The organism is Stenotrophomonas sp. 169 (assembly GCF_014621775.1).
GTDB lineage: Bacteria > Pseudomonadota > Gammaproteobacteria > Xanthomonadales > Xanthomonadaceae > Stenotrophomonas.
In genome coordinates this window covers 1993765-2019386 of sequence record NZ_CP061204.1, presented here as the reverse complement: position 1 = coordinate 2019386, position 25622 = coordinate 1993765, and the positions used below count along the sequence as shown (strand labels likewise).

The window sequence follows — 25622 nt, the reverse complement described above, 5'->3', positions numbered from 1 at the left end:
GGCGAGCGCACCGCGCGGCGCATCCTGCGCTACGCCCGCTGGCCGTCAGCCCGGAAACCTCACGCCGGTTCGGCGACTACACGCCTGGGCACGTTCGCCGTGCCAGCGGTACCGCGCAGGCGGAAGATCGCCACCGCCTGTTGCAGTTCGTGCGACTGCTCTTCCAGCGAACGCGCGGCCGCGTTCGCCTCTTCCACCAGGGCCGCATTCTGCTGGGTAGCTTCGTCCATCTGCACCACGGTCTGGCTGACCTGTTCGATGCCCGCGCTCTGTTCCTGCGAGGCGGCGGAGATCTCGGCCATGATGTCGGTCACCCGGTGCACCGAGCTGACGATTTCCTGCATCGTGCTGCCCGCCTGCCGTACCAGCGTCGCGCCCTGCTCCACCTGCTCCACGGAGTCATCGATCAGGCCCTTGATCTCGCGCGCGGCCGTGGCCGAACGCTGCGCCAACGCACGCACCTCGGTTGCGACGACGGCAAATCCCCGCCCCTGCTCGCCCGCCCGTGCCGCTTCCACGGCCGCGTTGAGCGCCAGGATGTTGGTCTGGAAGGCGATGCCATCGATCACCGAAATGATCTCGGCGATGCGCCGCGACGACACTTCGATGCCACTCATCGTCTGCACCACCTGCGCCACCACCTCGCCGCCCTGTGACGCTACCCCGGCCGTGCCCTGCACCAGCTGGTTGGCCTGGCGCGCATGGTCGGCGTTCTGGCGCACGGTGGAGGTCAGCTCTTCCATCGACGCCGCCGTTTCTTCCAGACTGGCAGCTTGCTGTTCGGTGCGCTGCGACAGGTCATCGTTGCCCGCCGCGATCTCGCCGGCCGCCGTGTTGATCATCGCACTGGCCTGCTGGATGCCGCCGACGATGCGTGTCAGCTGTTCCACCGTGGTATCTGCATCACGGCGCATCTGCGCGAAGACGCCGTGGAAATCGCCCTCCATCCGCGCCGTCAGGTCACCGCGGGCGATCGCCTGCAGCAGCCGCGAAAGCTCCGCCAGGTTGGCGTCAGTGGTCTGCATGAGGGTGTTGAGCCCTTCCACCATGCCGCGGAAGTCATGCGAGAAGCGCGAAGCATCGCCACGCTGGGTGAAGTCACCCGCCGCCGCGGCGTGCGCCAACTGCAGGATCTGTGTGTTGATGGCCTGCAGGTTGGCCTTGGTATCGCGCATGGCAGCGCTGATCAGTGCTTTCTCGCCCGGCAGGTCTTCCATGTCCGCACTCATGTCGCCCACGGCGTAGCAGGCCATCACCTGCACCAGGCGCTGCTGCACCGCCACGTGGCCGGCCACCAACGCGTTGGTACCGGCGATCATGCGACCGTACTCACCGGGGAATGCCGCCGCGTCCAGCCGGTAGCTGATCTGTCCCTCATCATGCCGCTCGGCCAGTTCCGACTGGGCAGTGATGACGGCGCGCAGCTGGTCCTGCATGCTGCCCATCGCGCCCAGCAGGCGCCCCACTTCATCATCACGCACCACGCTGATGCGGCTGTCCAGCTTGCCTTCGGCAACGGCCGCCGAGACATGCTCCGCCTCCGCCAGCGGCTTCAAGACCAGCCGCTGCAGCAACAGATACAGCGCGGCGCTCAGCAGCAACGCCGACAACAGGCCCACGGCCACGATCACCCACAGCAGTTCCCGGGCCTGCGCCATCACGTGCGAGGCAGGCACCGAAATACCCAGCGCGAAGACCTGCGGCGCAGAGCCCACGCGCAGCGGCACGAACACCTGCAGCTCTTTTTCACCATTGAAGTCGACCTCACCGCTCACCGTTTCCCCCTTGGCCACGGCGGCCAGCATCGCGCGGGTGGCGGCATCGTCGCGGACCTTGCCGACGTCCGCTGCGTTGCGGCTGGCCATCACCGAACCGGCCGGCGACAGCAGCGTGGCATGCCCCACGTCCATCGGGCGCATCGCGGCGATGCGCGCCTGCAGCGCGGCCAGGGTGAAGTCGACGGTCACCACACCCAGATAGCGATCGCCTTCGAGGATCGGCGTCGCCACCGTGGTCATCAAGGTGTCTTTGCCGGCCACGGGGTAGTAATACGGCTCCACCACGGCCTGGGCGCGGGTCTCGCGCGGCTTGAGGTTCCAGTCGCCGTCACCGGGCTTCTCGTAGTCCCTCAACGGTTCGCGCACCAGGGTACCGCTCTGCCAGGCCCACCACGTCATGAAGCGACCGCTGTCATCGTGGCCCTCGCTGCCGACGAAGTCCGCATCCTTGCCATCGAACGCGTCCGGCTCCCACAGCGTGCCCATGCCGAGCCATTGCGGATGCGCCTCGAGCTGGGCCCGGATCACCGCGTCGGCGGCCGTCCGGTCCAGGCTGCCCAAGGTGCGCTGCACGCGGAAGCTGTTGGCCAGTGACGTGCCGGTGTCGGCAGCCACTGCGATCTCGGCGGCGATGCGCTGCGCTTCCTGGCCGGACAGGTCCTTCAGCCGTGCCTGGGCGCTTTCCAGCAGCGCATCACTGCTGCGCCAGTAGCTGATGACGGCGGTGAAGCCGAAGCAGGCCAGGGCCAGCAGGCCGGTGCCCAGCATCAGGCGGCGGGCCACGCTGGGTCGGCGGGGGGAGCGGGGTGAGGGGGAGACGGCGCGCATCGTGAGGCTCGGAAGGGGGGCGGACAGCCTCTCTATCGACCTGCGTGGCACTTTCTTGACCATCTTCGGCGCTGCCGGCATCCCGCCGAGCGTGGCTCGGCGCTACAACGGCCTCCCGCTTCGGCGCTGCCGGCATCCCGCCGAGCGTGGCTCGGCGCTACAACGGCATCCCGCTTCGGCGCTGGCGGCATCTCGCCGAGCGTGGCTCGGCGCTACAACGGCCTCCCGCTTCGGCGCTGCCGGCATCCCGCCGAGCATGGCTCGGCGCTACAACGGCCTCTCGCAGAATCGTGGCGCGAACCGCGCGCCGGGGGCGGTAGCGCCGAGCCATGCTCGGCGAGCGCGCCGCGCGGCGCTCCCGGCGGCACGCTGCCCTGCCCGCACCCCGCACCCCGTGGCGCGTCAGCGGCTCAGGTGCAGGAACTGCACGTGCCGCTCGTACTGGCTGATGATGTCGTTGATGATCTGCTCGCGGCTGTAGTCCACCAGGTCGTAGTCCTGGCTGCCTTCGTACAGGTGCACCTCGGCGCGGTAGTAGCGACTGTTGCGTGCCTGGTGCGAGGCGAAGGACGGTACCCGGTAGCCGGTCAGGATGACCCGGTACTGGAAATCCTGCTGCTCACCGTGGTCCACCGCCAGCTCCATGTCACCCGAGTCGAAGCGGGTCGAGACGTCCCAGCCCTGCCCGCGCAGCTGCTCGGCTACATCCTCCATCGCCGGCTTCACATCGTCATCCATGAAGCGGTAGACCTGGTCGCGCACCGGGAAGTTGACCGCCTGCCCCAGCCGCTGGCGCCAACCCTGATGGTGCCTGCTGGCTCCGACCAGCGGCGAGGCACGGTACTGCAGCGCCCGCTTGCGATGGCCCTCATCGGCGAATGACCGCATCAGCCCCCACATCATCAGCAGCAGCACGGCGGAGAACGGCAGCGAAGCCAGCACCACCGCTGACTTCAGGGCGTCCATGTTGCCGGCCAGCAGCAGGCCCGCGGTGACCACGGCGGTCACTGCGCCCCAGAACACGCGCAGCCAGCGTGGGCCATCGTCTTCCGGCGCACCCCCGTGCGAGGACAGGGTCGACAGCACCACCGCACCGGAGTCGGCCGAGGTGACGAAGAAGATGAAGCTCACGAACACCGTCACCGCGATCACCACCCGGCTCCACGGATACGTGTCCAGCAGGGCGTACAGTACGGTCGGCGGGTCATCGATGGCCAACTGCGCCAACTGCGATTGTCCGTGATGCAGGACCTGGTCCAGTGCGCTGTTGCCGAAGATGGACAGCCACGCCAGCGTGAAGCCCAGCGGAATCAGCAGCACCCCGAACACGAACTGGCGGATGGTGCGGCCACGCGAGATACGCGCGATGAACAGGCCCACGAACGGCGACCAGCCGATCCACCACGCCCAGTAGAACACCGTCCAGTTGCCCATCCAGCCGGGTCGTCCGCCGTAGGCGTAGACATCGAAACTCTTGCCGACCACGCTGCCCAGATAGTCACCGACGTTCTGCATCAACGTGCCGAGCAGGTACTGGGTCGGCCCGGCAAACAGCATGAACAGCACCAGCGCGATCGCCAGCAGCATGTTGACGTTGGACATCAGGCGGACGCCCTTCTCCACGCCGGTCACGGCCACCGCGACCGCGGCACCCATCATCACCACGACCAGGGTGATCTGCACCCAATGCGCATGCGGGACATCGAACAGGTGCGACAGGCCGGCATTGAGGTGCAGCACGCCGAACCCCATGTCCGCGCCCAAGCCGAACACCGTGGCCACGATCCCCAGGGCATCCACGGTATAGCCGATCGGCCCGTTGATGCGGTTGCCGATCAGCGGATACAGCGCCGAGCGCAGGGCCAGCGGAAGGTTGTGCCGGTAGGCGAAGTAGGCCATCGCCATCGCCGCCAGGGCGAACACGCCCCAGCCGTGCAGGCCCCAGTGCAGGAACAGCACCGACATGGCCTGGCGTGCACCGGCCTCTCCGGCCGGCCCGCCGCCCTGCGGTGGCTGCATGAAGTGGGTCAGCGGCTCGGACACGCAGAAGAAGAACAGGGTGATGCTGATGCCGGCGGCGAACAGCATGCCGGCCCACGACAGATAGCTGAACTCCGGCTCGTCATGGTCAGCGCCCAGCTTGATGTTGCCGTACGGCGACAGCGCAGCGACGACGACGAAGACCAGGTACAGCGTCATCGCCAGCAGGTAGTACCAGCCTACGTTCGACGAGGCCCAGTCCTGCGCCTGCAGCAGCATGCGCCCCGCGCCGAGCGGGTACACGCTGACGAAGACGGCGAACGCCACGACGATGATCGACGCGATGGCGAAGACGGGCCGCAGGGTCCGCACCGGGGTATGTTGTGGCTCCAGTGCTTCCATGAAAGCGACCTGCTCCGAATCAGTGGGATATCCGTACCATGATGGCGGAGCTGCCATGGATTCTGCATGAAGAATGGCAAAAACCGCGCTTTAGGCGCGGTTTCGGCTGGTTACGTCAGTTAATTGCGTCACATTGCCGTACGTCACCCACCGGCGACCTGGCCGAGCGCGTGGTCCAACGCCGCCGTGACCGCCGTTACCTGGGCGTCGTTGCACTGTTGTGCGGTCGCCCGCGGACTGTCCGGATACACCTCGGTGGTGGTGGTGAAACGCGCCCCGGTGATGCCCGCACACAGGCCCAGCGCCACCAGCGGGTACTCGATCACCCCGTGTGACACCACCTTTGAGCCGATGATCTCGCCCTGGGCGTCGGCCGGCGCGATGTGGGTGACCTGCTCCACCGCGCGGATCACCGCCTGCTGGAACGCCGGCTGCGGGTTTTCGGTGTCATCCACCAGATAGAAGCCATCGGGGATCAGGCCCGGCTCGAAGGGCTTGCCATCGCGTGCAGCGACCGCGGGGCGGAACTCGCTCTCGTCGCTGTCCGTGGTCTCATGCAGGTCGATGTGCAGCACGAACTGTGACTTCAGCGGTGCCACCAGCTCGACCACCGCCGTGGATTCACGTGCAGGGCCATCCGCGCGGAAATTGCGGTTCGGGTCGATCGCATCGAAGTTCCACCGGTTGATGCGCTCATAGCCCCACGGATTGACGCAGGGAATCACCAGCAGATTGATGCGGCCGGCGTAGTCGGCGGCGCGCTGCTCAAGAAACTCAAGTGCCCCCATCACGCCACTGGTTTCATAGCCGTGCACGCCACCAGTCACCAGCGCCGCCGGCAGGGCCGGATCCCATGGCTGGCTGCGCAGCGCGAGCAGCGGATAGCGGTCCCCGGCGTAGTCCAACGCACCGTACTGCACGCGTTCGAAGCGCGACGACAGGGCATCGATCCGCGGCAGCACGTCGTCGTCGAATCGCCGCAGCCGCTGCTGGCGTGCACGCCACTGCGCACGTTCGGCTTCGCCCCAGGGCTGACCCGGTGTACCCACGGGATAGAACGCTTCAGGCGACATGATGGTCTCGCGGCAGCAGGAATCAGGCGTGATTTTAACACCGCACGCTGTGCCCCTGTCGGCCACCGTGCTGGGCCCGTGTGTCGCCCGCCCTACCCCATGGCCTCGCCGGCATCGGCCAGGCGGCCTTCAATCTGCGCATACCAGTCCTGCAATACCTCGATCAGCAGGGCCATCTCGGCCTCGGCCCGCTGGGTGCGTCCGCTGCGCAGTGACACCTGTGCCTCCTGCAACTGCGCGATGAACCCCGCCACGGTATCGGACTGCACGATCAACCCGGGGTGGCGGCGACCGGGCAGACGCACGACCGCATGATTGCCGAGCTGCCCGTACAGGCTGATCGTGGTCTGGGTCTTCATGGCCAGTTGTGCGTTCATGGATTTCCTGCTGGAAGAAAGAACTGGCTCACCGGCACGCGCGGGCTGGACGGGGGAGACGCTGCCGCGCGTGCCGGAGAACCAGGGGGACACGGGAAGTGAGCGTGCCGACAGCACGTCACGGAAAGAGATCGGTCAGTCCATCCGCGCACGGCCGGATATCTGCACCCGTCGGTTGGGCGCCAGGCACGCGATCAGCTGCGCGTGGCTTCGCTGCGCGCACTGGACCAGGGGCTCGGCATCGCCGCGCCCGTCGGCCCGGATGGCCGTGGGGTCCACACCGCCTTCCACCAAGGCACTGCGCACCGCATCGGCGCGGCGCCGCGACAGGTCCAGGTTGTAGGCAGTCGTTCCGATACGATCGGAATAGCCCACCACGTCGATGTGCTGGACCCGGCTGGCGCGTTGCACCTGGCCCACCACCCCGTCCACCGCCTGCCGACCTGCCGCGCTGAGCGCTGCACTGTCAAACGCGAACAGCGCGTCGGCCGAAAGGCGCAGGGGTTCACGCGGCAACGCGGCGGGCTGGGCTGCTGCAGCCGGCACCGTCGGCGGCTCGACCAGCGCCGCGCACGACTGTGGCTTCCAGTAGCCGCCCTGGGCGACGCCCTTGTCATCGAAGCGCACCTGGAACTGGCACGTGAAGTATTCGCCACCCTGTGGCATGCGGAAATTGAACAGGTAGTTCCACTCGCGTACGCCCCACATGCCTTCGTTGAAATGCGGCGTGCCCAGAAGGGCGTACAGCTGCCGCTTGCTCATGCCGGGCGAGAAGCGCCGCAGGTCGGCCGGATCGGCGAAGACGCCCTCTTTCAACGACGCCTTGGCGGGCGGCGGAAAGGCCATGCTGTCGGCACCCGCCGTCGCATGGCTGCGGCAGCCGGTGAGGGCAGCAAGGCCCAGGGCCACTGCCGCGAGCATGCAGCGCACGGCGTGAGCGTGATGGAGTGATCTGTTCATCTGGTTCCCCCTGTATGAAGCGATACCGGTGCCGGCCGACGCAGGGTCGGCCGAGCCGGTGCAGTTACCACTGGATGCCGGCACCCATGGCGACACCGCCGTCGCCGCGGGTGTTGGTCGACCCGCTGAACTTGTAGATCCAGCGCCCGCCATCGGAGACGCCGGAAATGCCCAGTGCCATGCCCGACTCGCCGTTGAAGCTGCCCGCCGCGAAGGAGGCCATGCTGCGGCCGGCCTCACTGGGCTGCGGCAATGCAGCCACCGCCATGGCCGATGCGACGCCGGCCGACGCACGGTCGTCGGTGCGCTTCAGGTTGCGGTCGAAGCTGTCGATGCGTTCGTCTGTGTATGCCTTCGACCAGTCCAGCGTCTGCGACATGCCGCTGCGGAGCTGATCGACGTTGACCGCATCCGTGCCCGCCGAGCCGGCCGCCACGTTGCGGACCTGGGTCGGGCCACTGCCCGCCTGGCCCAAGGTGACGCTGCTGAAATCGGTGGCGCCGCTGGTGGTGCTGTCGTAGCGGATCGTGCCCTGTTGCGAGGCCTGCAGTTGGCGGACGTTCACCGCATCGGTGGCCTGGCTGCCGTCGGCCACGTTGGCGATCTGCCGCTCCGCCCCCGCGCTGCCCACCGACACCGTGTTGGCGCGGTTCGCGACCGACCCCGCACCCAGCGCAACCGTGTTGTCTGCCTGTGCCTGCGCGCCGTTGCCCAATGCCGTGGCATTCGCCCCGGCGGCGTTGGCGCCTGCGCCACCGGCGGCAGCGTTGCTGCCGCTCGCCGACGGATTGGCCAGCGCCTGCGAGTTGTTCACCTGGAACATCCCGGCGCTGCCGTTGTTGATGTTGGTGATCTGCTGGTCGGTGTAGCTCCTGGACTCGTCGATAGCGTACTGCACACCGTTCTGCAGCTGGCCGACGTTCACCGCGTCGTAGCGCGCCGATCCATCGGCCACATGGGTGAGCTGCCGCTCGCTGCCGGTGCTGCCGAGCGACACTTCACCCGCCGAGCTGCTGCTGCCTGCGGCACCGAACGCCCCGGTGTAGCCGGCTTGCGCTCCCGTCGCGGCGACCGATCCGGCACCGAGGGCCACGCTGTTGTCGGCCGCCGCGCTGGCGCCATCGCCGATCGCCACGCTGGCCGTCCCGGCCGCACTGGCCTGCGGCCCCACGGCTACCGCGTCGGTGCCTGCGGCGGTGGCGCCGGACTTGCTCGAGTTGACCGCGAGGAACGCGCTTCCGCCGCCGCCGATGGTGTCGATGCGCTGGTTGATGTTCTGCAGCGACGAGTCCACGGCAGAGAACGCGACGGTGACATTGCCGTAGTCGCTGCCAACCACCGACCCATCGGTGGCGATGGACGAGATGCGGAACGTCGGTGCGGTCCAGGTATTGGTTGCGCCGTCATACACGGTCGTACCTCCGAAGTAGTTGGCGACGGTCTGGTGGGTGGCGAACAACTGGTTGCCGGTCACCGCCTGCCGGCTGCCCGCGCCGATGCTGCCGTCGGCCAGGTTGCCCAGCTGCACCGCGCCACCGCTGCCGTCACCGGCCAGGGTGATGGCGTTGCTCGCGTTGCCGGAGGCATCGGCGTCGTACTTCACGGCCAGCCGGTCCACGGTGTCGGTCTTGTCGGCGACATTGGCGAGTGAGGTACTCACCGCGTCGAAGGCGCTACCCACATCGTTGTAGTCGCCGCTGCTGACGGAACCGTCAACCGCCACGCTGTTGAGCGTATAGGTCGGGGCCGTGATGCCACCCGTCGCATCCACGCCGGCGCCCCCGCCCAGATGCGTTGCGGCGGACTGGCTGGCCGCGAACAACTGGGCCCCGTTGATCGCCTCGCTGCTGGTGGCCGCCACCTCGCCCGCCGCGAGGTTGCTCAGCGTGGTCGCGGTGCCGTTGCCCAGGGTGGCCGTGCGGTAGTCGATGCTGCCATCGGCCGCGATGTCGTAGCGCAGCGCGCCCTGTTCAGAAGCCTGCAGCTGCCCCAGATTGACCGCATCGTTGCTTTCGGTGGCATCGGCCACGTTGGTCAGCTGGCGCGCGGCACCCAGCGCGCCGATGGACACGCTGTCGGCGCGATCCGCCACGCTGCCCGCACCGAGGGCCACGGCATTGCCCGCCATTGCGCTGGCGCCGCCCCCGATGGCGACCGACTCCGTGCCCGGCGCCGCCGCATCCACCCCGATCGAATTGACTTTGAAGAAGCGCGACGCCTCCCCATTGCGGATGTCGCTGATCTGCGTGTTGAGGTTGACCAGCGATCCGCCGACCGCGTCGAACGCGTCGTTGGCATTGTCGTACACGCCTGCTGCCTGCCCGCCGTCCGCTGCCACCGAGGTGATGGCGAACTGCGGCGCAGTGAACAGCGCGGTAGCGGGGTCATAGGACGTGGTGCCGCCGAAGAACGCCGACAGCGCATCATTGGTAGTGGAGAGCTGCGCGCCGGTGACCGCTTCGGTGCTGGCCGCGGCAACCATGCCGTCGGCCAGGTTGCTCAGCCGGGTCGTGCCGCTGCCGTTCCCCAGCGTGGCACTGCGGTAGTCCACGCTGTCATCGGCGGCTACGTCATAGCGCACCGCGCCCTGCTCCATGGCCTCCAGCTGGCTGACATTCACCGCATCGTTGGCGTCCATGCCGTCGGCGATGTTGGCCAAGGTGGTCGTGCCCGTCCCCCCGCCCAGCGTGGCACGGCGGAAGTTGGGCAGGCCGGTGCCATCATCGTCGTACGTGACGGCCATGACGCCTGCTGCGTTGATCAGTTCGACCGCGCCCTGCAGCTGTGCCACGTTGACCGCATCGCTGGCGAGGCTGCCCGCCGCGACATGGGTGATCTGCCGCTCGCCGCCGGCGAAACCGACCGACACTTCGCCACTGGACACCTGTGCGGTATCCAGCCCATAGGCGTTGTAGCTGGCCTGCGCACCGCGCAACGCACTGGAGCGGTAACCCAGCGCGACACTGTTGGCTTCGCTGGACGTCGCCTCCGCGCCCAGCAACACCTGGCCGTTGGCGGTGCCGCTGGCGCTGTCACCGACGATCACCGAGTGGCCCATCCGTGCGGCGTAATCCGCCGTCGGCACGCCGGTGGGATTGCCTGGATCATTGATGCCGTTGCCGGGGAAGGCAATGTTGGCATCCTGCTGCGGCAGTCGGTGGCTGGCATTGGCGCCGATCACCACTTCGCGCGACCCGTTGGCATAGGCGCCATCGCCCATCAGCACCTGGAAGTCCTGCGCCGGATTGACGGCCCAGCAGTCCACCGAGACGGCGCCCAGCACGTTCAGGCATGATGCCGCCCACTCCGGCGCCTGGCCCGGAAGCAGCAGGCCCAGCAGCCCGTTCGGGTCACCGTTGTTGATGTTGTAGATATAGCTGTCAGAGGTGACGCCGCCGATCAGCGTCAGGTGCGAGCTGCCACCGGTGGTGGCGCCACCCAGTCCGTCAAGCAACGTGCCGACCGGGGTCAGGTTGACCACCGGCAGGCCCAGCACATTGGTGACCGAGTAGGTCTGCTGCACGTTGGCGCTGCTTACCGACAACCCGCCATTACGGACGAAGCCATCGCCGCCCAGCACACTCTGCAACGTCGGCCCGACCAGCGTGGACAGCGTACCGACCACGCCACCGCTGCCGATGACCAGGCCCGTGTTCGGCGCGGCCGGTCGCGGTGCCTTCGGGCTATCCGGCGGAATGGCCGAAGGTGCGCTCAGGCCAAGCCCGTCGGTGACCCCGCCGACCAGTCCGCCCACGCCGGCGCCAATGCCGCCCACCACCGTTCCCAAGTCACCCTGCACCAGTCCGCCCACTGCACTGCCGACGCCGCCCAGCAGCGAGCCGACACCGCCCACCACGTTGCCCAGGTTCAAGCCACTGGCCTGCGCGCTGGCAGATGCCTGGAGGACCCGCTTCGGGTTGCGATCGGCGGCACCGAGCACATGGGCGTCGGCGGCAACGGATACACCGCCGGCAGGACCCGCATCCAGGGCGGCATTGACCACCACGTCGGTCGCAATCGGATCTTCCTCCTTCGCGGCGAGGCGCACGGCCGCTTCTGCCGCGACGTGGGCGTTGCTGCTACCGGTAGCGGTTCTGCCATCCGACAGCGCGGCAGCGACGACGGCCTGCACGCCACTCGCCGGCTGATCGGCTGCACCACCGGCCTGCACGGCTGCGTTCACTGCCATCGCAGGTACGGCGCGGCGCGGATCGGTGACGGAAGCGACGGCACCCGCCGCGATGACCGGCTTCGCCGCCGATGCCTCTGCCCGCACCGCCGCTGCGACCTGCACCTTCGCGGGCAGCGCGTGGCGGACAATCGGCAGGTCGGCCGCAAGTCGCAGGTTGACACTCGCATCGACGTCGACAAGCGGTCGTGCCGCCTGTTGGCCGGCAAGGACGGCCAAGGCGGCATCGGCATCGATCTTCACCGGTGCCTGCTGTGTGTACTTCGCGGCCAGGGCGTGCAGATCACGCATCGTCTGGCTGTTCTCCGCAGCGGCAGCCGAGCCGGCGCACAGCGCCAATACCATGGCAATGGCGAGCGTGGCCGGGGCGGGCAGCCCAGGGCGCTGATCGATGAGTGAAGAGGTGCCGCCGTGGGCGCCGGTGGCCAGTTCAGAGGCCACGACCATGGCGCGCAGCTGCTTGCTCCACACCAGTCGGAAAATACGATTCATGAGTTCAGTCCCCCGTGGACGACGCGTCGTGAGTCATTCGGTCTGCCTGTTGGCAGGTGACTGCTATTTCAGCGCGTGCACGTCATGCGGGGCACTTCATTCCGGCAGGCAAACGACGCATTCCGGCAAGGTGTCGAAGAGATTCGGCAGCGCGATGCACGATTCCGGCAATCGCATTTGCTGCCTCAGGTGGACTGGCCCGTCGCGCCCGGCGCACGCATCAACGTATCGCGTGGCAGCTCACCGAACACCTTGCGGTAGTTGTCGGCAAACCGGGACAGATCCCACAGGCCGCAACTCAATGCGATGGCCTTCACCGAGCGACGTCCGCCGTCCGCCATCGACAGCCCGCGGCAGGCAGCAGACAGGCGCAGCATCGACAGGTAGCGGTTCGGCGAGAGGCCGAACAGATCTTCGAACGCGTAACGCAGGCCGCGCTCGCTCACGCCCGCCGCATCGCAGATCTCGTTCATGTAGATGTTGTGGCGCAGGTTCAAGCGCATGAAGTTCTCGGCGCGCTGCACGATGAGGTAGTGCGTCCGTCGCGCCCGGGTGTTCATCGCCTGCTCGCCCGGTCCCGCGGCAAGCAGTGCCTGCACATGTTCGTGCAACAGGCCGTCGCTTGCCTGCGCAGCCAGGCCCGCACTGTTGCCAGCGGTCAACGCTGCCTGCAGTTCCCGGTAGTGATCCGCTAGGCCGGCATCGTCGGCGATGCCGAACAGATTCAGCGCCTGCCCTGACGGCGGCGTGGATCGCAGGCTGAGCTCGGTCAATTTGCGCTGCAACCGCGCGGCAGCGACAAGCATCAGCGTGATGCGTGTTCCGGCGCCCAATGCGAATTCGCTGATGCCCTCGGGCAGCACGGTCAGCACCGTGCCGGCCGCCAGCGGTACACCGTGGCACCAGCTGCGATCGGGATCAGCGGCATGGACATACCCCACCATCGCCCAGTCGGGCGGCAGCATGAAGCGACCACGCACCTGGAACCCGGTCGCCACATGGCAGAACAGCGCCTCGTCGTGCACGCGTGCGTCGATGCCCGCGCGCGGGCCGTTGCCATCAAGCAGCACCAGCTCCACATCGCACACGCGCAGCACATTGCCGAGCGTCGCCAGGTCCATCGGCCGCAATCCGTCTTCGCCAACGCTTCCAACACCATCTGCCATGACAGTGACATCCCCCTTCGGCACCACACTTCGACTTTCACCAACCATCCGGCGTGCGCGCGCGCACCCTGGTTCGTTCGTGTTGATGAACGGAGTATGCCTGATTATCTGTGCGCGTAAACTTGAAATCCTGGACGCGCCGTGGACACGCCGATTATTAAGTGAGCGCGTCAATTTCCCGACGCACCCGCGGAGCGCCTCTGCTTTAACTCGATCCAAATGTGATGTAGTCCGCACTCCGCCACGCCTCAATCGCATTCATCACGTTTGTGCCGAATTTGCATAGCGATTGATGTTGTCATCAGGTGAAATTGAGGCACAGTAAGCACGCGGTGGCAGTTCGGGGAACCGTTGACTGGCGGAATACAGGCCAGCACACGGCCTTTGCAAGGCGGGGTCGGCGTTGGACGTCGTGCCGGCCGCCTATTAAGTCCGTGCCCTGTGCCGGTCGCCACAATATGCAGGTTCCCGCGCGGGAACCGCTGCCTGCACAGGGAATCGTGCGGGAAACTAAATGGTCGTGGCGGAGCCGCATCGACCATCCGGGCAATATCCTTGGAATAACTGACAGGTAAAGGGAGTCAACCGTCATGAATGCATCCATCCGCAAGTTCCTGAAAGAAGAAGACGGCGTTACCGCGCTGGAATACGGCCTGCTGGCCGCGCTCATCGCCGGCGTACTCGTCACCGTCGCCGGAGAGAAGATCCAGCCTTTCTTCGAAGCACTGTTCGACAAACTCGCAACGGCAGCCAACGTCACCGTTCCTGCTGGCGGCGGCAGCGCCCAGAACTGAGCCGGCAGGTGGCGCACGGACGCGCCTGGCAATTGAAGTCCGCGTCTCCAGGACGTGCGCTCACCGGAGGAGCCCAACGATGACCGCCTTGAGCTTGTTGGCCATGGTGCTGTGCCTGCGGATCGTGATCAGCGATCTCTACGCACGTCGTGTTCCCAATCTCTGGCTGCTGGTGGCGGCGGGCACCGGGGTCGTGATCATCACGACCTCGGCGCTGACATCGTCCGACAGCGATCCGATGCGCCACGTCCTCGGCCTGTTGATCGGCTTTGCCGCCTTGATTCCGTTCTACGCCATCCGCTGGATGGGCGCGGGCGACGTCAAGTTCTTCGCCGTGGTGGGGCTGCTGCTCGGCTGGCAGGCGCTGCTACCCGTCTGGATCGTAGCCAGCCTGCTGGCGGGCGTGCATGCCGTCGCTGTGTCCGCCTGGCGTGCGCTGCAGGGCCTGCTGCCGGTCCGGATGGTGCTCGCGCGACAGCAGTGGGAAAGCCAGCTGCACGAACGTCCGGCGATACAGCGCATGCACAGTGCCCGGCAAGGGCGTGCCGGGATTCCGTATGCCGCCTACCTGGGTGCGGCTGCCATGGCCTGGGTGCTCTGGACTGTTGCCGGGGGCGTCCGATGAACGTCCGCTTCCCTGCCCGCTCTGCCCGCCCTTCCCGCCAGCGCGGCGTGGTCACCCTCGAATTCGCCTTCATGCTGATGCTCGGCGTGTTGCCGTTGCTGTTCCTGACCTACACCGGCGTGATGATGATGGCCGTGCAGCAGACCTTGGCCACGGCCTCGGCAGAAGGGGCGCGTGCATCGCTTCGTTTCGGCACCGCACAGCAGCGCCGCGTCGGCGCCTGCCAGGCCGCACAGCGTTCCATGCAGTGGCTGCTCGCCTATGCCGGGCAGACCCCGGACTGCAGCAACGGCGGCAGCGCCCCCATCCTCGTTTCCCAGCCCACGCCCTGCGTCGGCATGGCCGACGCCCACTGCATCCAGGTGTCGGTGAGCTACGACTACGGTGCGCACCCCTTCCTTCCGGGAACCGGGCGCCTGTACGGCTGGGCCATGGACCGTCCGATCCGCAGCATCGCCGTCGCCCAACTCGACCTGGGCAGTAACTGAAAGGTGTCAGGAGACGCTTCATGCTCAAGTTCACCCGCATCGCCGCCATTGTCCTGCTCGCCCTTGCGGTGCTGCTCGCCCTCATCGCGCTCGTCGTCGGCCGCCGCGCTGCGGAGGCCCGCGCGCCGGCCAGTCCGCCGATCCACAGCGCCGCCGAGGTACCGCAGGAACGGGTTGTCGAGGCCAGTGGGCGGCTGATCGCCGGCAGCCCCATCGAACTGTCGCAGGTCCGCATCAGCGTGCGTCCGCACTCCCCTGCCGGCGCGTACCGCGACACGGCGAACGTGGTCGGCCTGGTGCCTACCCAGGACATCGCCGAAGGCACCGTGCTGCAACAGGAATTCCTCGCGCAGGGGTTCTCCCTGCAGGTCCGCCCGGGTGAGCGCGCGCTTGCCGTGCCGGTCGATGAGCTGGTGGCTGCGGGCAACCGGATCCTGCCGGGCGATTTCGTCGACGTGTTCCTCAACCTCAAAGGCAGCCAGGCCTACGGCGAGCCGGAGCAGGCGCAGACCCGCCTGCTGCTGTCCCGGCTGCGCGTGCTGAGTTACGGCGCACACGATCTGCACGTGCCACGGACGCAACCTACGGGCACGGACGAGCCGCTGCAGGAAGCTGACAGCGACCCGCGCGCGGCGGACATCCGCGGGTCCGCCAGCGCGGACAATAGCAGCCGTCCGCCTGAGCAACCGGCGCGCAGTGCGGTGCTGGCGGTGCCGGTGGCCGAGGCCAATCGCCTGCTGCTCGGCGCACAGCAGGGCAAGTTGTTCCTTGCCCTGCGCAATCCCGCCGACACGGCCGTCGCCGACCCCAGCCTGTTCCCGGTGCCGCGCACGGTGCTGGCCGCTGCGCGCGGACTGCAGGACGAACGCGCTGCCGCGGTCTCGAACCCGGAGAACGACGCGTTCGCCGGTCTGGATTTCGACGCGCTGGCAGGGCGCAGCGGGCCGCGTCCCGCCGCAGCGGCAGCCGCCAGCGCGGTCGCCACAACCCGGCGTCCAGTGCCACGACAGGCACCGGCCGGCATCGAAATCATCCGCGGCAGCAGCACCCCTTGAACTCGACGAGACCCTCCATGATTCCTCGCTGCACGCCTCGTCTGTTGCGCTGCCCGCTGCGGGTGGTGATCCTGTTCGTCGCGCTCGTGTCCTCGCCCGCGCTGCTGGCCAACGTGTCGGCGGACATCGTCCTGCAGACGCGCGAACAGCGTCCCTGGGCACTGCCTGCCGATCTGGAGCGGGTGGCCATCGCGGATCCTTCGGTCGCCGATGTGGTGATGCTGCGCGGCAACCGCGACGCCCTGCTGGTCGGCAAGGCCCCCGGCACCACCACCCTGCTGCTGTGGCAGAAAGGTCAGCGCGATCCGCAACGCCTGCAGATCGATGTGCGCAGCGCGGTACAGGGCGGGCTCTCGCTTGCAGAGGGAGGCGGCGCCGCGGTCACCGTCCAGGGCAGCGACGCGCTTGTCAGCGGCACCAGTGCGTCCCTGCTCGAGCATGCCCAGGCACGCAAGGCGGCCGATGCCGCGGTCGGCAAGGACGGTCAGGTCAGCGACATCTCCACGGTCGGCATCGGCGGAGTGGTGCAGGTCGAGGTCAAGGTGGTCGAGTTCAACCGCACGGTGCTGAAGCAGATCGGCATCAACTTCCAGAACCAGAACGGTGGCTTCTCGTACGGCATCGCACGGCCCGGTGGCGTCCCGGGGGGCGGCGATGGCGATGGCGGCAGTACCCCGCTGCAATCTGCATTCAAGCTGGTGTTCGGCTCCAGCAAGGATCTGTGGACCGCGGACCTGGACCTGCTGCAGAGCAATGGCATGGCCCGTGTGCTGGCCGAACCCACGCTGGTTGCCCTGTCAGGACAGAGTGCAAGCTTCCTTGCCGGTGGCGAGCTGCCGCTGCTGGAACCCCAGGGGTTGGGCACCACCACCATCACCTTCAAACCGTTCGGCATCGGCCTGACGGTGTCGCCCACGGTGTTGTCGGCGGACCGGATCGCGCTGAAGGTAGCGCCCGAAGCCAGCGACCTGGACTACAGCAATGCGCTGACCCTCAACGGCGTGCAGGTGCCATCGATCAGCACCCGCCGCGCCGACACCACCGTTGAACTCGGTGATGGCGAAAGCTTCGTCATTGGTGGGCTGGTCAGCAGCACGGTGGCCTCCACCGTGAACAAGCTGCCGCTGCTGGGTGACCTGCCCATCATCGGTTCGTTCTTCCGCAACCTGGATTACAAGCGCCAGGACAAGGAGCTGGTCATCATCGTCACGCCGCGACTGGTCAAGCCGCTGGCGCGCAACACCGAGCTGCCACTCCCCGGCGAGCGCGAGTCACGCGCCAACCTGCCGGTGTGGGGGTCCTGGCTGATCGGGCCGGCCGGCCCCGACGCCGTGCCCGGTTTCTCTCGCTGATCCATGGCCGGAGCCCACAGCCCATGCCACTCGCCACCGCCTTCAGCCTGCCGACCCTGGGACCGCCGATGAACCTCGTCGTGCTTGCCAGTGACCGCGACCTGCTGCCCAGGCTGGCGGCGAAGCTGCCGCCGAACTGGACGCTGGGCCACCACGATGCCGGCTTCCCGGGCGCGGTCCAGCAGCTGCGCGTGGGGGCGCAGACGCTGGTGCTGCTCGACTTCCACGCAGCACGGGCTGCCGCGTCGGCAGAACTGGTGCGCCAGCTGCGGCAGATCCGCCCCGACCTGTCGATGGTCGCCGTGGGGGCGACCAGCCTGGGGCAGATCGAGGGGGTGGTCAGCGCGTTGCGCGCGGGACTGCGCGACTTCGTTGACCTGGATGCCGATGCCGAAGAGATTCTTGCCGTCCTCACGCGCGCGGCCATCGCGCCGGCTCCCCCCACACCGGAGGTTGCACGGAAGGCGCCGCTGACCCTGTTGCTGGGCGTGCGCGCCGGGATGGGCAGCAGCACCCTGGCCGCCCATCTCAGCGTGCTCGCGCAGCAGATGCGTGCCGCGGGGAACCACCAGGATGTGCTGCTGCTGGACATGAGCCAGCCCGCCGGCGACCTCGCGCTCTACCTCAACATCGACAGCCGGTTCCATTACGACGAAGCCCTGCGCAGTGCCGCACGCATCGATGCCACCCTCGCCCGCACCGCCATGGCCCGGCATCCCGGCGGCCTGGTACTGCTGGATCGCGCCGCCGGCAGCGAAGCGCTGCCGCCAAGTGACCCCGGCCTGCTGCTGCAGCGCCTGCGCAGCCTGTTCTGCGGCGTGCTGTGCGATCTTGGCGGCACGCCGCTGCGGCAGGTACCGGGCACGCTGCTCGACAACGCCGACGAGATCTGGCTGGTCACCGACAGCGCGATCGCCAGCCTGGTATCGCTCGACCAGCTGCTGCACCAGTTGCCTGCCGGCCTGCGCGGCAGCGATCGGCTGAAACTGATCGTCAACCGCGATGGAGAACACAACGGCCTGACCGCCGCACAGATCGCCACGCGTTTCGCGCTGCCGTTGCTGGCCACCCTGCCCGACCGCCCGCGGCTGCGCGCCAGTGCCAGCCAAGGCCACCTGTTGCTTGACGATGCGCCGCGTGATCCCTACGTGCGTGCCCTCGCCCCGCTGCTGGCCCGCTTCGACCCGACCACCAGCCCACCCGAAGCGCAGGGCCTGCGCGACAGGTTCGCCCACGCCTTGAGTAGCCTGCCATGGAAGACAAAGTGATGCCGTTCCCGAACGCACCCTTCCGCGAGGTGCCGCCTGATCCCGCGCCGCTGCCGTTCGCGCAGACAGAGCAGTACCAGAAGGTGCTGTCCGCCGCGCACGAACACCTGCTCAACCGGGTGGAAGACGAGCGCATCGACATCGATGCGTGGGCACCGGACACCGTGCGGCGCTGGGTGGAGGGTGAGACGGCCGGGTTCGTGCAGGAATGGCGCATCCCGATCAACGAACAGGAAATGCAGATCGTTGCCGAGGGGCTGGTCAAGGAGCTCACCGGATTTGGTCCACTCGATGACCTGCTGCGTGACCCGGACATCGAAGACATCCTGATCAATGGCTACAAGGACGTGCACGTCTCGCAGGGCGGACGGCTGCAGCGCGCCCCACAGCGTTTCACCGACGACACCCACCTGCTGCGCATCCTGCGCCGGATCATCGCGCCGCTGGGGCGGAGGCTGGATGACTCCAACCCGATGGTCGATGCCCGGCTGCCCAATGGCGGACGCCTGAACGCCATCATCTCGCCGCTGGCCGTAGACGGGCCGATGGTCTCCATCCGCAAGTTCCGCAAGGACCCGTTCACCCCGGACGAACTGCTGGCGATGGGCACCTTCGACAAGCCGATGCAGACGTTGCTGCAGGCGATGGTGCTCGGTCGCTGCAACATCCTGGTGTCGGGCGGCACCAGCTCCGGCAAGACATCCCTGTTGAACGCGCTGGCCAACTACATCCCGGAGAACGAGCGCGTGCTGACGGTGGAGGACACCGCCGAGCTGTCACTCAACCATCCCCACGTGGTGCGCCTGGAAAGCCGCATCGGCGGCACCGATGGACACGGCGCGGTGAGCATCCGCGACCTGGTGCGCAACAGCCTGCGCATGCGTCCGGACCGTATCGTGGTCGGCGAGGTCCGCGGGGCGGAAGTCCTGGAAATGTTGCAGGCGATGAACACCGGCCATGACGGGTCAATGGCCACCATCCATGCGAATTCCCCGCGCGACTGCCTCTACCGCATCGAGATGCTGGCCGGGTTCGCCGGTTTCCAGGGCAGCGAGGACAGCCTGCGCAGGCAGATCGCCAGCGCGATCGATTTCATCGTGCAGATCTCCCGGCTGGGCAGCGGCCGTCGCGTGCTGGTGTCGATCACGGAAATCACCGGCGTCAGCGACAACATGATCTCGACCCAGGAGATGTTCCGTCACGAAGTCGAGCTGGACGCGGAGGGTCGCGAGCGTGACCGCTGGATCGGGCTGGGCTTCCACCCGCATTCGCACAAACTGGAGCCGTTCCGCCAGGCACTGCGCGAATCCTTCAACGCGGGGGCCTGGTAAGCATGGCCACGGTGCTGCTGTTGCTGTGCATCGCCGCCGTGCTGGGTGCCTGCGCCCTGCTGCTGCTCGGCAGTGCACAGCGCCGGGCACGCGCACAGGCGTCGATGGGACACACAGAGCAGCGTCTGCAGCGCAGCGCAACGCCCGCGTCGGCCACCCAGCTCGACTCCGCTGTATCCGGTGCCGCCGCGATCGCGCCCGTGCCCGCTACATCGGGGGCCACCGCAGGCAACGCCAGCGCGCTGCCGTGGGATGCCACCCTGCTGCGCGCCGGCATGCGTCCGGGCTGGCGTGCGCCCGTGCTGGCCCTGCTGGCAGGAATCGCATTTTCTTCGTTTGCAGTGGTGCGCCTGGGCACAGGCTGGGCATTTCCGGTCACGTTCGGCCTGTACGCACTCGTCTGTGGGCTCGTCCTGCAGCGACGCATCGGCAAGCTGCAGCAGAAGCTGGTCCGCCAACTGCCTGACTTCCTCGACAACCTGGTCCGCCTGACCGGGTTGGGCAACAGTCTGCAGATGTCCTTCCAGACCGCAGCGATCCAGACCGTCGCGCCCTTGCGCGACCTGCTGGATGTCACGTTGCGCAATGCGCGTACCGGCATGGATCTCGACCGGGCGTTGTCGCAGGCGTCGGCGCCATGGCGGGTGGAGGCACTGGAGGTGCTCGCGGTGGTGATGGGTGTCTGCGTCCGCATCGGCGGCCGCTCCGATCAGGTGCTGCAGCGGCTCAGCGACTTCATGCGCGACCTGGACCAGGCGCAGCAGGAATTGAAGGCCACCACCTCGGAAACCCGGATGTCGGCGTGGGTACTCGGCCTGCTGCCTCCCATCAGCGCCCTGCTGATGGCCCTGATGAGCCCCGGCTTCTTCGAGCCGATGCTGCGCCAGCCACAGGGACACACCCTGCTGCTGGCAGCGCTGGGGTTGGAACTGGTGGGCGGCTTCCTGTTGTACCGGCTGGCGAAATCGCTATGAAGCACCCGCACGCCGCACCGGGAGCAGACCCATGAGCCCGACCGGTTGGTGGACCCTGTCGCTGCTGCTGTTCGCCGCCAGCGTGGCGCTGTTCGGTGCGCTGTACTGGGTCCAGGCGGTTCGACAGCAACGCAGTGATGCGACGCTGCAGTCCGCACTGCAGCCCCGCGCGTCGACCGTGCCGACCCCGGCAGCACCGCGCAGCGCATTGGGCTGGCTGGAAGCCATCGGCCAGCGCTTCAGCGGGGGGCGCATCGAACGTGCGTTGCTGGCCAGCGAGGATCGCATGCTGCTCGACCTTGGCGGCTGGAACACGCGCCGGGGCACGGCCATCTATGTCGCCCTGCGCCTGCTGCTCGCCGTGGCGATCGTCCTGCCGGCACTGGCCCTGGTGGACGCCGAGGGCGCCGGACGGGTGTTCACCGTGATCGCCGCGCTGGCCGCCGGCCTGCTGCTGCCGAAGATCGTGCTCGGCATCTGGGCCGGTCGTCGGCGCAAGCGCGTCAACGACGAACTGCCGATGCTGATCGACCTGCTGCGGCTGCTGCAAGGCGTGGGTTACAGCATGGACCAGAGCCTGCAGACACTGGGCGAAAAGCTGCGTCCCGCGCTGCCCGTGCTGGGTCGTGAGATCCACGACGCCAACATCGCCTATGCGCATGGCCGCAGTCGATCGCAGTCACTACGCCGGCTGGGCGAGGCGTACGACGATGACGACCTGCGCAGCCTGGTGCAGCTGATCCTGCAGGTGCATGCCCACGGCGGTGCGGTGCAGGAGCCGCTCAAGCAGTTCAGCCTGCGGCTGCGCGAACAACGGCGGCACACCCTGAAGGAAAAGGTGGGAAAGCTGTCGGTGAAGATGACCGTGGTGATGATGCTGACCCTGCTGCCGGCGTTGATGCTGGTGCTTTCAGGCCCTGCGCTGCTCGCGCTGGCTTCTACCCTCACCCGGATATGACGACGATGGGGCGACCCCTGATACTGACCTTGAGCTGCTGCCTGCTGGCCACCGCGTGTTCGCAGACCGTCGGCGGCTATCGCCAGGTCGCCCCCAGCCTGGTCGAGCCCGGCGCGGACGCGGTCAACACGCGCGGAACCTACCTTGACCTGATCCAGCGCATGCAGAAGCAAGGCGCCTACTACGCGTCGCTGGCCCACATCGATGCGTTCAGGCAGCGCCATGGCGATACACCCGCCGTGCGACTGCTGCAGGCCGACGCCCTGCGCCAGACCGGCCAACTGGACGCGGCCGATGCCCTGTACGTCAGCCTGACGCGCGGTGACCAAGCGGCGGCGGCCTGGCACGGCATCGGCCTGATCGCGGCGCAGCGCGACCAGGATGACAAGGCGGAAGCTGCCCTTGCACGCGCGGCTCACCTGGTGCCGCTGGATACCGCCGTGCTGGGTGACCTCGGCTACGCACGCCTGCGTGCAGGCAAACTCGAACAGGCGCAGGCTCCGCTCGCGCAGGCACTGGAGCTCGTACCGGGCGATCCGCGTGCCGTCGCGAACCTGGCGGTGTGGGCGCTGCTGCGCAACGACCCGGACACGGCCGAGCGCCTGCTGCAACGAGGCAACGCCTCCGCTCTCACGCGCAGCGAGGTGCAGCGACAGGCCGTCGCACTGCGCCAGCGGGCCAGCAGCACGCAGGCGGCGTCCGCCACTTCATCACCCGGCATCGCGTCCGCAGATGACCGGCGCCGCGGCGCGCTGCAGCCTGGCACTGCAGACCGCCGGACCGTCCCTGTCCGCGCCACCCCCGTACGTCCCGACAGCGCGCTTCCCGCCACCATGCTGGAGCGCTTTGGCCACATCGCCACTGCCACGGAGAGCACCCCATGACCTCACCTACCCTGCTCGGCTGCAGCCTTGCACTCGCCCTGCTGTCAGCGGCCGCCGCCGCGCAGCAGGCACCGGTCACCGGGCGCATGCTCGGTGACCCGGTGGTGCCGTCGCGCACCGAGGCGCAGGCGCCTGCACCGCCTGCCGCCGACGCTGCACGAGCGTCTACACCAGGCCCCGTCCCGCCCCCTGCCTACCGCGCCGCGTCCGTCGCCACGCTGTCCGGCGAACCGGGCCAGGCCACCCGCGACCTGATCCGCCTGCAGGCATCGGGCACGCAGGCCGGACCCGGCCTGCCCGTACTGGGCGACCAGGCGCGCGCCAGCTACGCGCGCTACCTGAAGAGCTTCGAGCACGAACTGCCCGAGTACTTTGAAAACACCGTCGGGACCTCAACCAAAGCAGGGAGCAACTGACCATGGCCCGCCGCTGCGCGATACCCTGCCGCGCACGGCAACGCGGTGCCATGTCGGTCACCATGCTGCTGCTGATGGTCGGCCTGGTGACCATGCTGGGCCTGGTGGAGGTCGGCTATCTGTACTGGGCAAAGCGTGACGCGCAGAAGACGGCTGACCTGTCGGCCATCGCCGGCGCCCAGCGGCTGGATCTGTGCAGTGCCGGCCTGGGCGACAATACGGCGGCACGGCGCAACGCGCTGGTGGAAAACCGGTTCGGCGGCCAGGTCGATATCCAGTGTGGCAGCTGGAAACCTAGCCATCCGGCGGCCGACCACTTCCTGTCCGGTGCCAGCACGCAGCACGCGATGAACGCGGTCAAGGTCACGGCACGACGCAGCGTGGTGCCCTTCTTCGGCCACAACAGCGCGATGCCGACCGTCAGCGCACAGGCCGTCGCCAAACGGAGCGCACCCAGCGCCGCCTTCAGCGTGGGTGCCCAACTGCTGCGGGTGAATGGCAGAACGCCTCTCGGCAACACCCTGAAGCTGGTCGGCGTCGACCTGGACCAGACCACCCTGCTCGGCTACGACGGACTGGCGCAGGCACGCATCACGCCGGGGGGCCTGCTGCAGGCGCTCGGCATCCCCGTGGATGCGAACATCAGCGTCGGTGACTTCAACGCCCTGCTTGCCGCACACCGCGTGTCACTGGGCCGACTGCTGGATGCAACGGCAACCGTGCTGGCGCAGTCCGGCGTGGCGGCTGTCGATCTGAGCGCACTGCGCAGCGCGCTGGCCACCCGACTCGACCTCGACCAGCTGGCCATCAAGCTGGGCAGCGATACCGCAGGGGGCGGCCTGTTCGCGCAGGTAGTGGCACCGGAGGGCACGGCAGCCAGCGCATTGGAGACGCAACTGAACGCCCTGGACCTGATAACCACCAGCATCAGCATCGCCAACGGCGGACGCGGCGTCGCGGTCAACAACCTGACCCTGCTGGGCCTCGTCCAGGCGCAGGCCGCCGTGATCGAACCGCCGTCGATCGGCATCGGCGGCGCGCATCAAGGAGGGGTCGGCATCACCCACAACGGCGCGCGCGCCTACAACGCCCAGGTCCGTGTCTTCGTCGATATCGACACCAACAACCTGCCGCTGGCGGGCGGCCTGCTGTCGTTGCTGGGCACCCGGCTGAAGGTGCCGCTGCATGTCGACGTGTCCAACGCGTATGCCGACCTGAAATCGCTGCAGTGTGGTGCCCGTCCGCGCACCGCCACCTTCGATGTCACCTCGTCGGTGCTGCGCACGTGCATCGGCAAGGTGGCCGATGCGGATCGTTTCACCCGGCGCGATGTCTGTGACGCCAGCCTGGGCAAGGAACAGCTGCTCACCCTGTTGGGCGCACCGCTGATCAACGACAAGCTGCAGTTGGCCGCGCTGTCGGGAACCCAGCGCGTGACCGTGCCCGAGAACGAAACCCGCTCCACCGACCCCAACGCGTTGCCGATCGGCACCTCGTTGATGACCCTCACCAATGAGCTCATGAAGCTGCTCGCCAACATGATCAATCCCGGCATCGCCGGCGCCAGGACCGACGATACTGCGCTGCAGTTCGCCGGTCAGTTCCTGGATGCGACGCGGCAGGCCAGCGGCCGTTACGATGTCGATCAGGCCGTCAAGGTGCTGCGCGGTGATGTCCGCGTCGCCAACTTGAATCCAATTGGTGACTGGTCACTGAAAGACCAGCCATCGGCCTTGAATGTCTTCGCCGATGTCACCCAGGGGCGCAATGGCGGACTGCTTGGCGGACTGCTGTCGCTGCTGCTGGGTGACCTGACCGCAAAAAGCTGCAGCGGCCTGCTGACCCAGCTCGTCGACTACAACGGCTGCGTCAAGCGCAATCTGGCCTCGTTCCTGCAGACCCGGCCCGGCGGCATCGGCGACCCGAACGCCGGCAGCGTCGTGGCCACGCCGGGTGCCACGTTGAACTGCTCCGGGGTGCTCTGTGCCGTATTGAAAGTGGCACTGGAGCCGTTGAAAGGGCTGTTGAACGAGGTCGGCAGGCTGCTCTCGATCACGCTGGCGAACGTGCTTGGCCTGGAACTCGGACGTACCGACGTGCACGTGCAGTCGATCAGCTGCAGCGGCGCACAACTGGTTTATTGACGCCATGCACGCGGCATCGGCGACAGTTTCACGCATGCTAGACTGCGCGCGGGGAACTCCACTTCAACAACAATCCACTCGTGGGTGG

The 25622-nt window shown here is 67.7% G+C and carries 19 protein-coding genes; 12 read left to right on the top strand and 7 right to left on the bottom strand.

Features of this window, described 5'->3' with window-relative positions:
• Positions 1–59: 59 nt before the first annotated feature.
• The 7 genes from ICJ04_RS18500 to ICJ04_RS08640 all read right to left on the bottom strand — a co-directional run bounded on the left by ICJ04_RS18500 (position 60) and on the right by ICJ04_RS08640 (position 13245).
• On the bottom strand, positions 60–2606 hold the full coding sequence (locus ICJ04_RS18500; RefSeq protein ID WP_275138277.1) for a methyl-accepting chemotaxis protein: 2547 nt from the start codon (positions 2604–2606) through the stop codon (positions 60–62).
• A gap of 402 nt (positions 2607–3008) precedes the next feature.
• On the bottom strand, positions 3009–4988 hold the full coding sequence (gene betT / locus ICJ04_RS08665; RefSeq protein ID WP_188327089.1) for a choline BCCT transporter BetT: 1980 nt from the start codon (positions 4986–4988) through the stop codon (positions 3009–3011).
• Between the two features lie 143 nt (positions 4989–5131).
• The gene (locus ICJ04_RS08660) at positions 5132–6061 is read right to left on the bottom strand and encodes a M14 family metallocarboxypeptidase (RefSeq protein WP_188327088.1); all 930 of its coding nucleotides are present in this window, start codon (positions 6059–6061) and stop codon (positions 5132–5134) included.
• A gap of 92 nt (positions 6062–6153) precedes the next feature.
• Positions 6154–6438, bottom strand: coding sequence for a hypothetical protein (locus ICJ04_RS08655; RefSeq protein ID WP_188327087.1), 285 nt, complete (start codon positions 6436–6438; stop codon positions 6154–6156).
• Positions 6439–6573: 135 nt separating this feature from the next.
• Positions 6574–7398, bottom strand: coding sequence for an OmpA family protein (locus tag ICJ04_RS08650; RefSeq protein WP_188327086.1), 825 nt, complete (start codon positions 7396–7398; stop codon positions 6574–6576).
• 64 nt (positions 7399–7462) lie between these two features.
• The gene (locus ICJ04_RS08645) at positions 7463–12079 is read right to left on the bottom strand and encodes a YadA-like family protein (protein ID WP_188327085.1); all 4617 of its coding nucleotides are present in this window, start codon (positions 12077–12079) and stop codon (positions 7463–7465) included.
• Positions 12080–12264: 185 nt separating this feature from the next.
• A complete protein-coding gene (locus ICJ04_RS08640) occupies positions 12265–13245 on the bottom strand; it encodes a helix-turn-helix domain-containing protein (protein ID WP_188327084.1) in 981 nt (326 codons plus the stop codon).
• 590 nt (positions 13246–13835) lie between these two features.
• On the opposite strand from ICJ04_RS08640, the gene ICJ04_RS08635 reads away from it, so the two are divergent.
• The 12 genes from ICJ04_RS08635 to ICJ04_RS08580 all read left to right on the top strand — a co-directional run bounded on the left by ICJ04_RS08635 (position 13836) and on the right by ICJ04_RS08580 (position 25534).
• On the top strand, positions 13836–14039 hold the full coding sequence (locus ICJ04_RS08635; protein ID WP_188327083.1) for a Flp family type IVb pilin: 204 nt from the start codon (positions 13836–13838) through the stop codon (positions 14037–14039).
• A 79-nt stretch (positions 14040–14118) separates the two neighbouring features.
• Entirely contained in the window at positions 14119–14664 is a 546-nt protein-coding gene (locus tag ICJ04_RS08630; protein WP_188327082.1) for an A24 family peptidase, read from the top strand.
• The gene (locus ICJ04_RS08625) at positions 14661–15152 is read left to right on the top strand and encodes a TadE family protein (RefSeq protein WP_188327081.1); all 492 of its coding nucleotides are present in this window, start codon (positions 14661–14663) and stop codon (positions 15150–15152) included. The genes ICJ04_RS08630 and ICJ04_RS08625 overlap by 4 nt, the downstream gene beginning before the upstream one ends.
• A gap of 20 nt (positions 15153–15172) precedes the next feature.
• On the top strand, positions 15173–16207 hold the full coding sequence (cpaB, locus tag ICJ04_RS08620) for a Flp pilus assembly protein CpaB (protein ID WP_188327080.1): 1035 nt from the start codon (positions 15173–15175) through the stop codon (positions 16205–16207).
• A 17-nt stretch (positions 16208–16224) separates the two neighbouring features.
• Entirely contained in the window at positions 16225–17559 is a 1335-nt protein-coding gene (locus tag ICJ04_RS08615; RefSeq protein ID WP_188327079.1) for a type II and III secretion system protein family protein, read from the top strand.
• Positions 17560–17582: 23 nt separating this feature from the next.
• The gene (locus ICJ04_RS08610; RefSeq protein WP_188327078.1) at positions 17583–18827 is read left to right on the top strand and encodes a fimbrial protein; all 1245 of its coding nucleotides are present in this window, start codon (positions 17583–17585) and stop codon (positions 18825–18827) included.
• Positions 18812–20158 carry a CpaF family protein gene (locus tag ICJ04_RS08605; RefSeq protein ID WP_188327077.1) on the top strand — a complete coding sequence of 449 codons (1347 nt, stop codon included), beginning with the start codon at positions 18812–18814 and terminating at the stop codon, positions 20156–20158. Before ICJ04_RS08610 ends, ICJ04_RS08605 begins: the two co-directional genes overlap by 16 nt.
• Before the next feature lie 2 nt (positions 20159–20160).
• Positions 20161–21132: a type II secretion system F family protein gene (locus ICJ04_RS08600; protein ID WP_188327076.1), complete on the top strand. Its 972-nt coding sequence runs from the start codon at positions 20161–20163 to the stop codon at positions 21130–21132.
• Positions 21133–21163: 31 nt separating this feature from the next.
• Positions 21164–22090 carry a type II secretion system F family protein gene (locus tag ICJ04_RS08595; RefSeq protein ID WP_188327075.1) on the top strand — a complete coding sequence of 309 codons (927 nt, stop codon included), beginning with the start codon at positions 21164–21166 and terminating at the stop codon, positions 22088–22090.
• Between the two features lie 5 nt (positions 22091–22095).
• Positions 22096–22974, top strand: a complete 879-nt coding sequence (locus ICJ04_RS08590) for a tetratricopeptide repeat protein (protein WP_188327074.1) — start codon at positions 22096–22098, stop codon at positions 22972–22974.
• The gene (locus tag ICJ04_RS08585; RefSeq protein ID WP_188327073.1) at positions 22971–23390 is read left to right on the top strand and encodes a DUF3613 domain-containing protein; all 420 of its coding nucleotides are present in this window, start codon (positions 22971–22973) and stop codon (positions 23388–23390) included. The genes ICJ04_RS08590 and ICJ04_RS08585 overlap by 4 nt, the downstream gene beginning before the upstream one ends.
• A gap of 2 nt (positions 23391–23392) precedes the next feature.
• Positions 23393–25534 (top strand): TadG family pilus assembly protein, encoded by a 2142-nt coding sequence (locus ICJ04_RS08580; RefSeq protein WP_188327072.1) that lies wholly within the window; start codon positions 23393–23395, stop codon positions 25532–25534.
• The last annotated feature ends 88 nt before the right edge of the window (positions 25535–25622 follow it).

Excerpts from the sequence above, each read along its gene's own strand:
- ICJ04_RS18500 (WP_275138277.1), bottom strand. The coding sequence starts at position 2,606 with ATGCGCGCCGTCTCCCCCTCACCCCGCTCCCCCCGCCGACCCAGCGTG.
- betT (WP_188327089.1), bottom strand. The coding sequence starts at position 4,988 with ATGGAAGCACTGGAGCCACAACATACCCCGGTGCGGACCCTGCGGCCC.
- ICJ04_RS08660 (WP_188327088.1), bottom strand. The coding sequence starts at position 6,061 with ATGTCGCCTGAAGCGTTCTATCCCGTGGGTACACCGGGTCAGCCCTGG.
- ICJ04_RS08655 (WP_188327087.1), bottom strand. The coding sequence starts at position 6,438 with ATGAACGCACAACTGGCCATGAAGACCCAGACCACGATCAGCCTGTAC.
- ICJ04_RS08650 (WP_188327086.1), bottom strand. The coding sequence starts at position 7,398 with ATGAACAGATCACTCCATCACGCTCACGCCGTGCGCTGCATGCTCGCG.
- ICJ04_RS08645 (WP_188327085.1), bottom strand. The coding sequence starts at position 12,079 with ATGAATCGTATTTTCCGACTGGTGTGGAGCAAGCAGCTGCGCGCCATG.
- ICJ04_RS08640 (WP_188327084.1), bottom strand. The coding sequence starts at position 13,245 with ATGGCAGATGGTGTTGGAAGCGTTGGCGAAGACGGATTGCGGCCGATG.
- ICJ04_RS08635 (WP_188327083.1), top strand. The coding sequence starts at position 13,836 with ATGAATGCATCCATCCGCAAGTTCCTGAAAGAAGAAGACGGCGTTACC.
- ICJ04_RS08630 (WP_188327082.1), top strand. The coding sequence starts at position 14,119 with ATGACCGCCTTGAGCTTGTTGGCCATGGTGCTGTGCCTGCGGATCGTG.
- ICJ04_RS08625 (WP_188327081.1), top strand. The coding sequence starts at position 14,661 with ATGAACGTCCGCTTCCCTGCCCGCTCTGCCCGCCCTTCCCGCCAGCGC.
- cpaB (WP_188327080.1), top strand. The coding sequence starts at position 15,173 with ATGCTCAAGTTCACCCGCATCGCCGCCATTGTCCTGCTCGCCCTTGCG.
- ICJ04_RS08615 (WP_188327079.1), top strand. The coding sequence starts at position 16,225 with ATGATTCCTCGCTGCACGCCTCGTCTGTTGCGCTGCCCGCTGCGGGTG.
- ICJ04_RS08610 (WP_188327078.1), top strand. The coding sequence starts at position 17,583 with ATGCCACTCGCCACCGCCTTCAGCCTGCCGACCCTGGGACCGCCGATG.
- ICJ04_RS08605 (WP_188327077.1), top strand. The coding sequence starts at position 18,812 with ATGGAAGACAAAGTGATGCCGTTCCCGAACGCACCCTTCCGCGAGGTG.
- ICJ04_RS08600 (WP_188327076.1), top strand. The coding sequence starts at position 20,161 with ATGGCCACGGTGCTGCTGTTGCTGTGCATCGCCGCCGTGCTGGGTGCC.
- ICJ04_RS08595 (WP_188327075.1), top strand. The coding sequence starts at position 21,164 with ATGAGCCCGACCGGTTGGTGGACCCTGTCGCTGCTGCTGTTCGCCGCC.
- ICJ04_RS08590 (WP_188327074.1), top strand. The coding sequence starts at position 22,096 with ATGGGGCGACCCCTGATACTGACCTTGAGCTGCTGCCTGCTGGCCACC.
- ICJ04_RS08585 (WP_188327073.1), top strand. The coding sequence starts at position 22,971 with ATGACCTCACCTACCCTGCTCGGCTGCAGCCTTGCACTCGCCCTGCTG.
- ICJ04_RS08580 (WP_188327072.1), top strand. The coding sequence starts at position 23,393 with ATGGCCCGCCGCTGCGCGATACCCTGCCGCGCACGGCAACGCGGTGCC.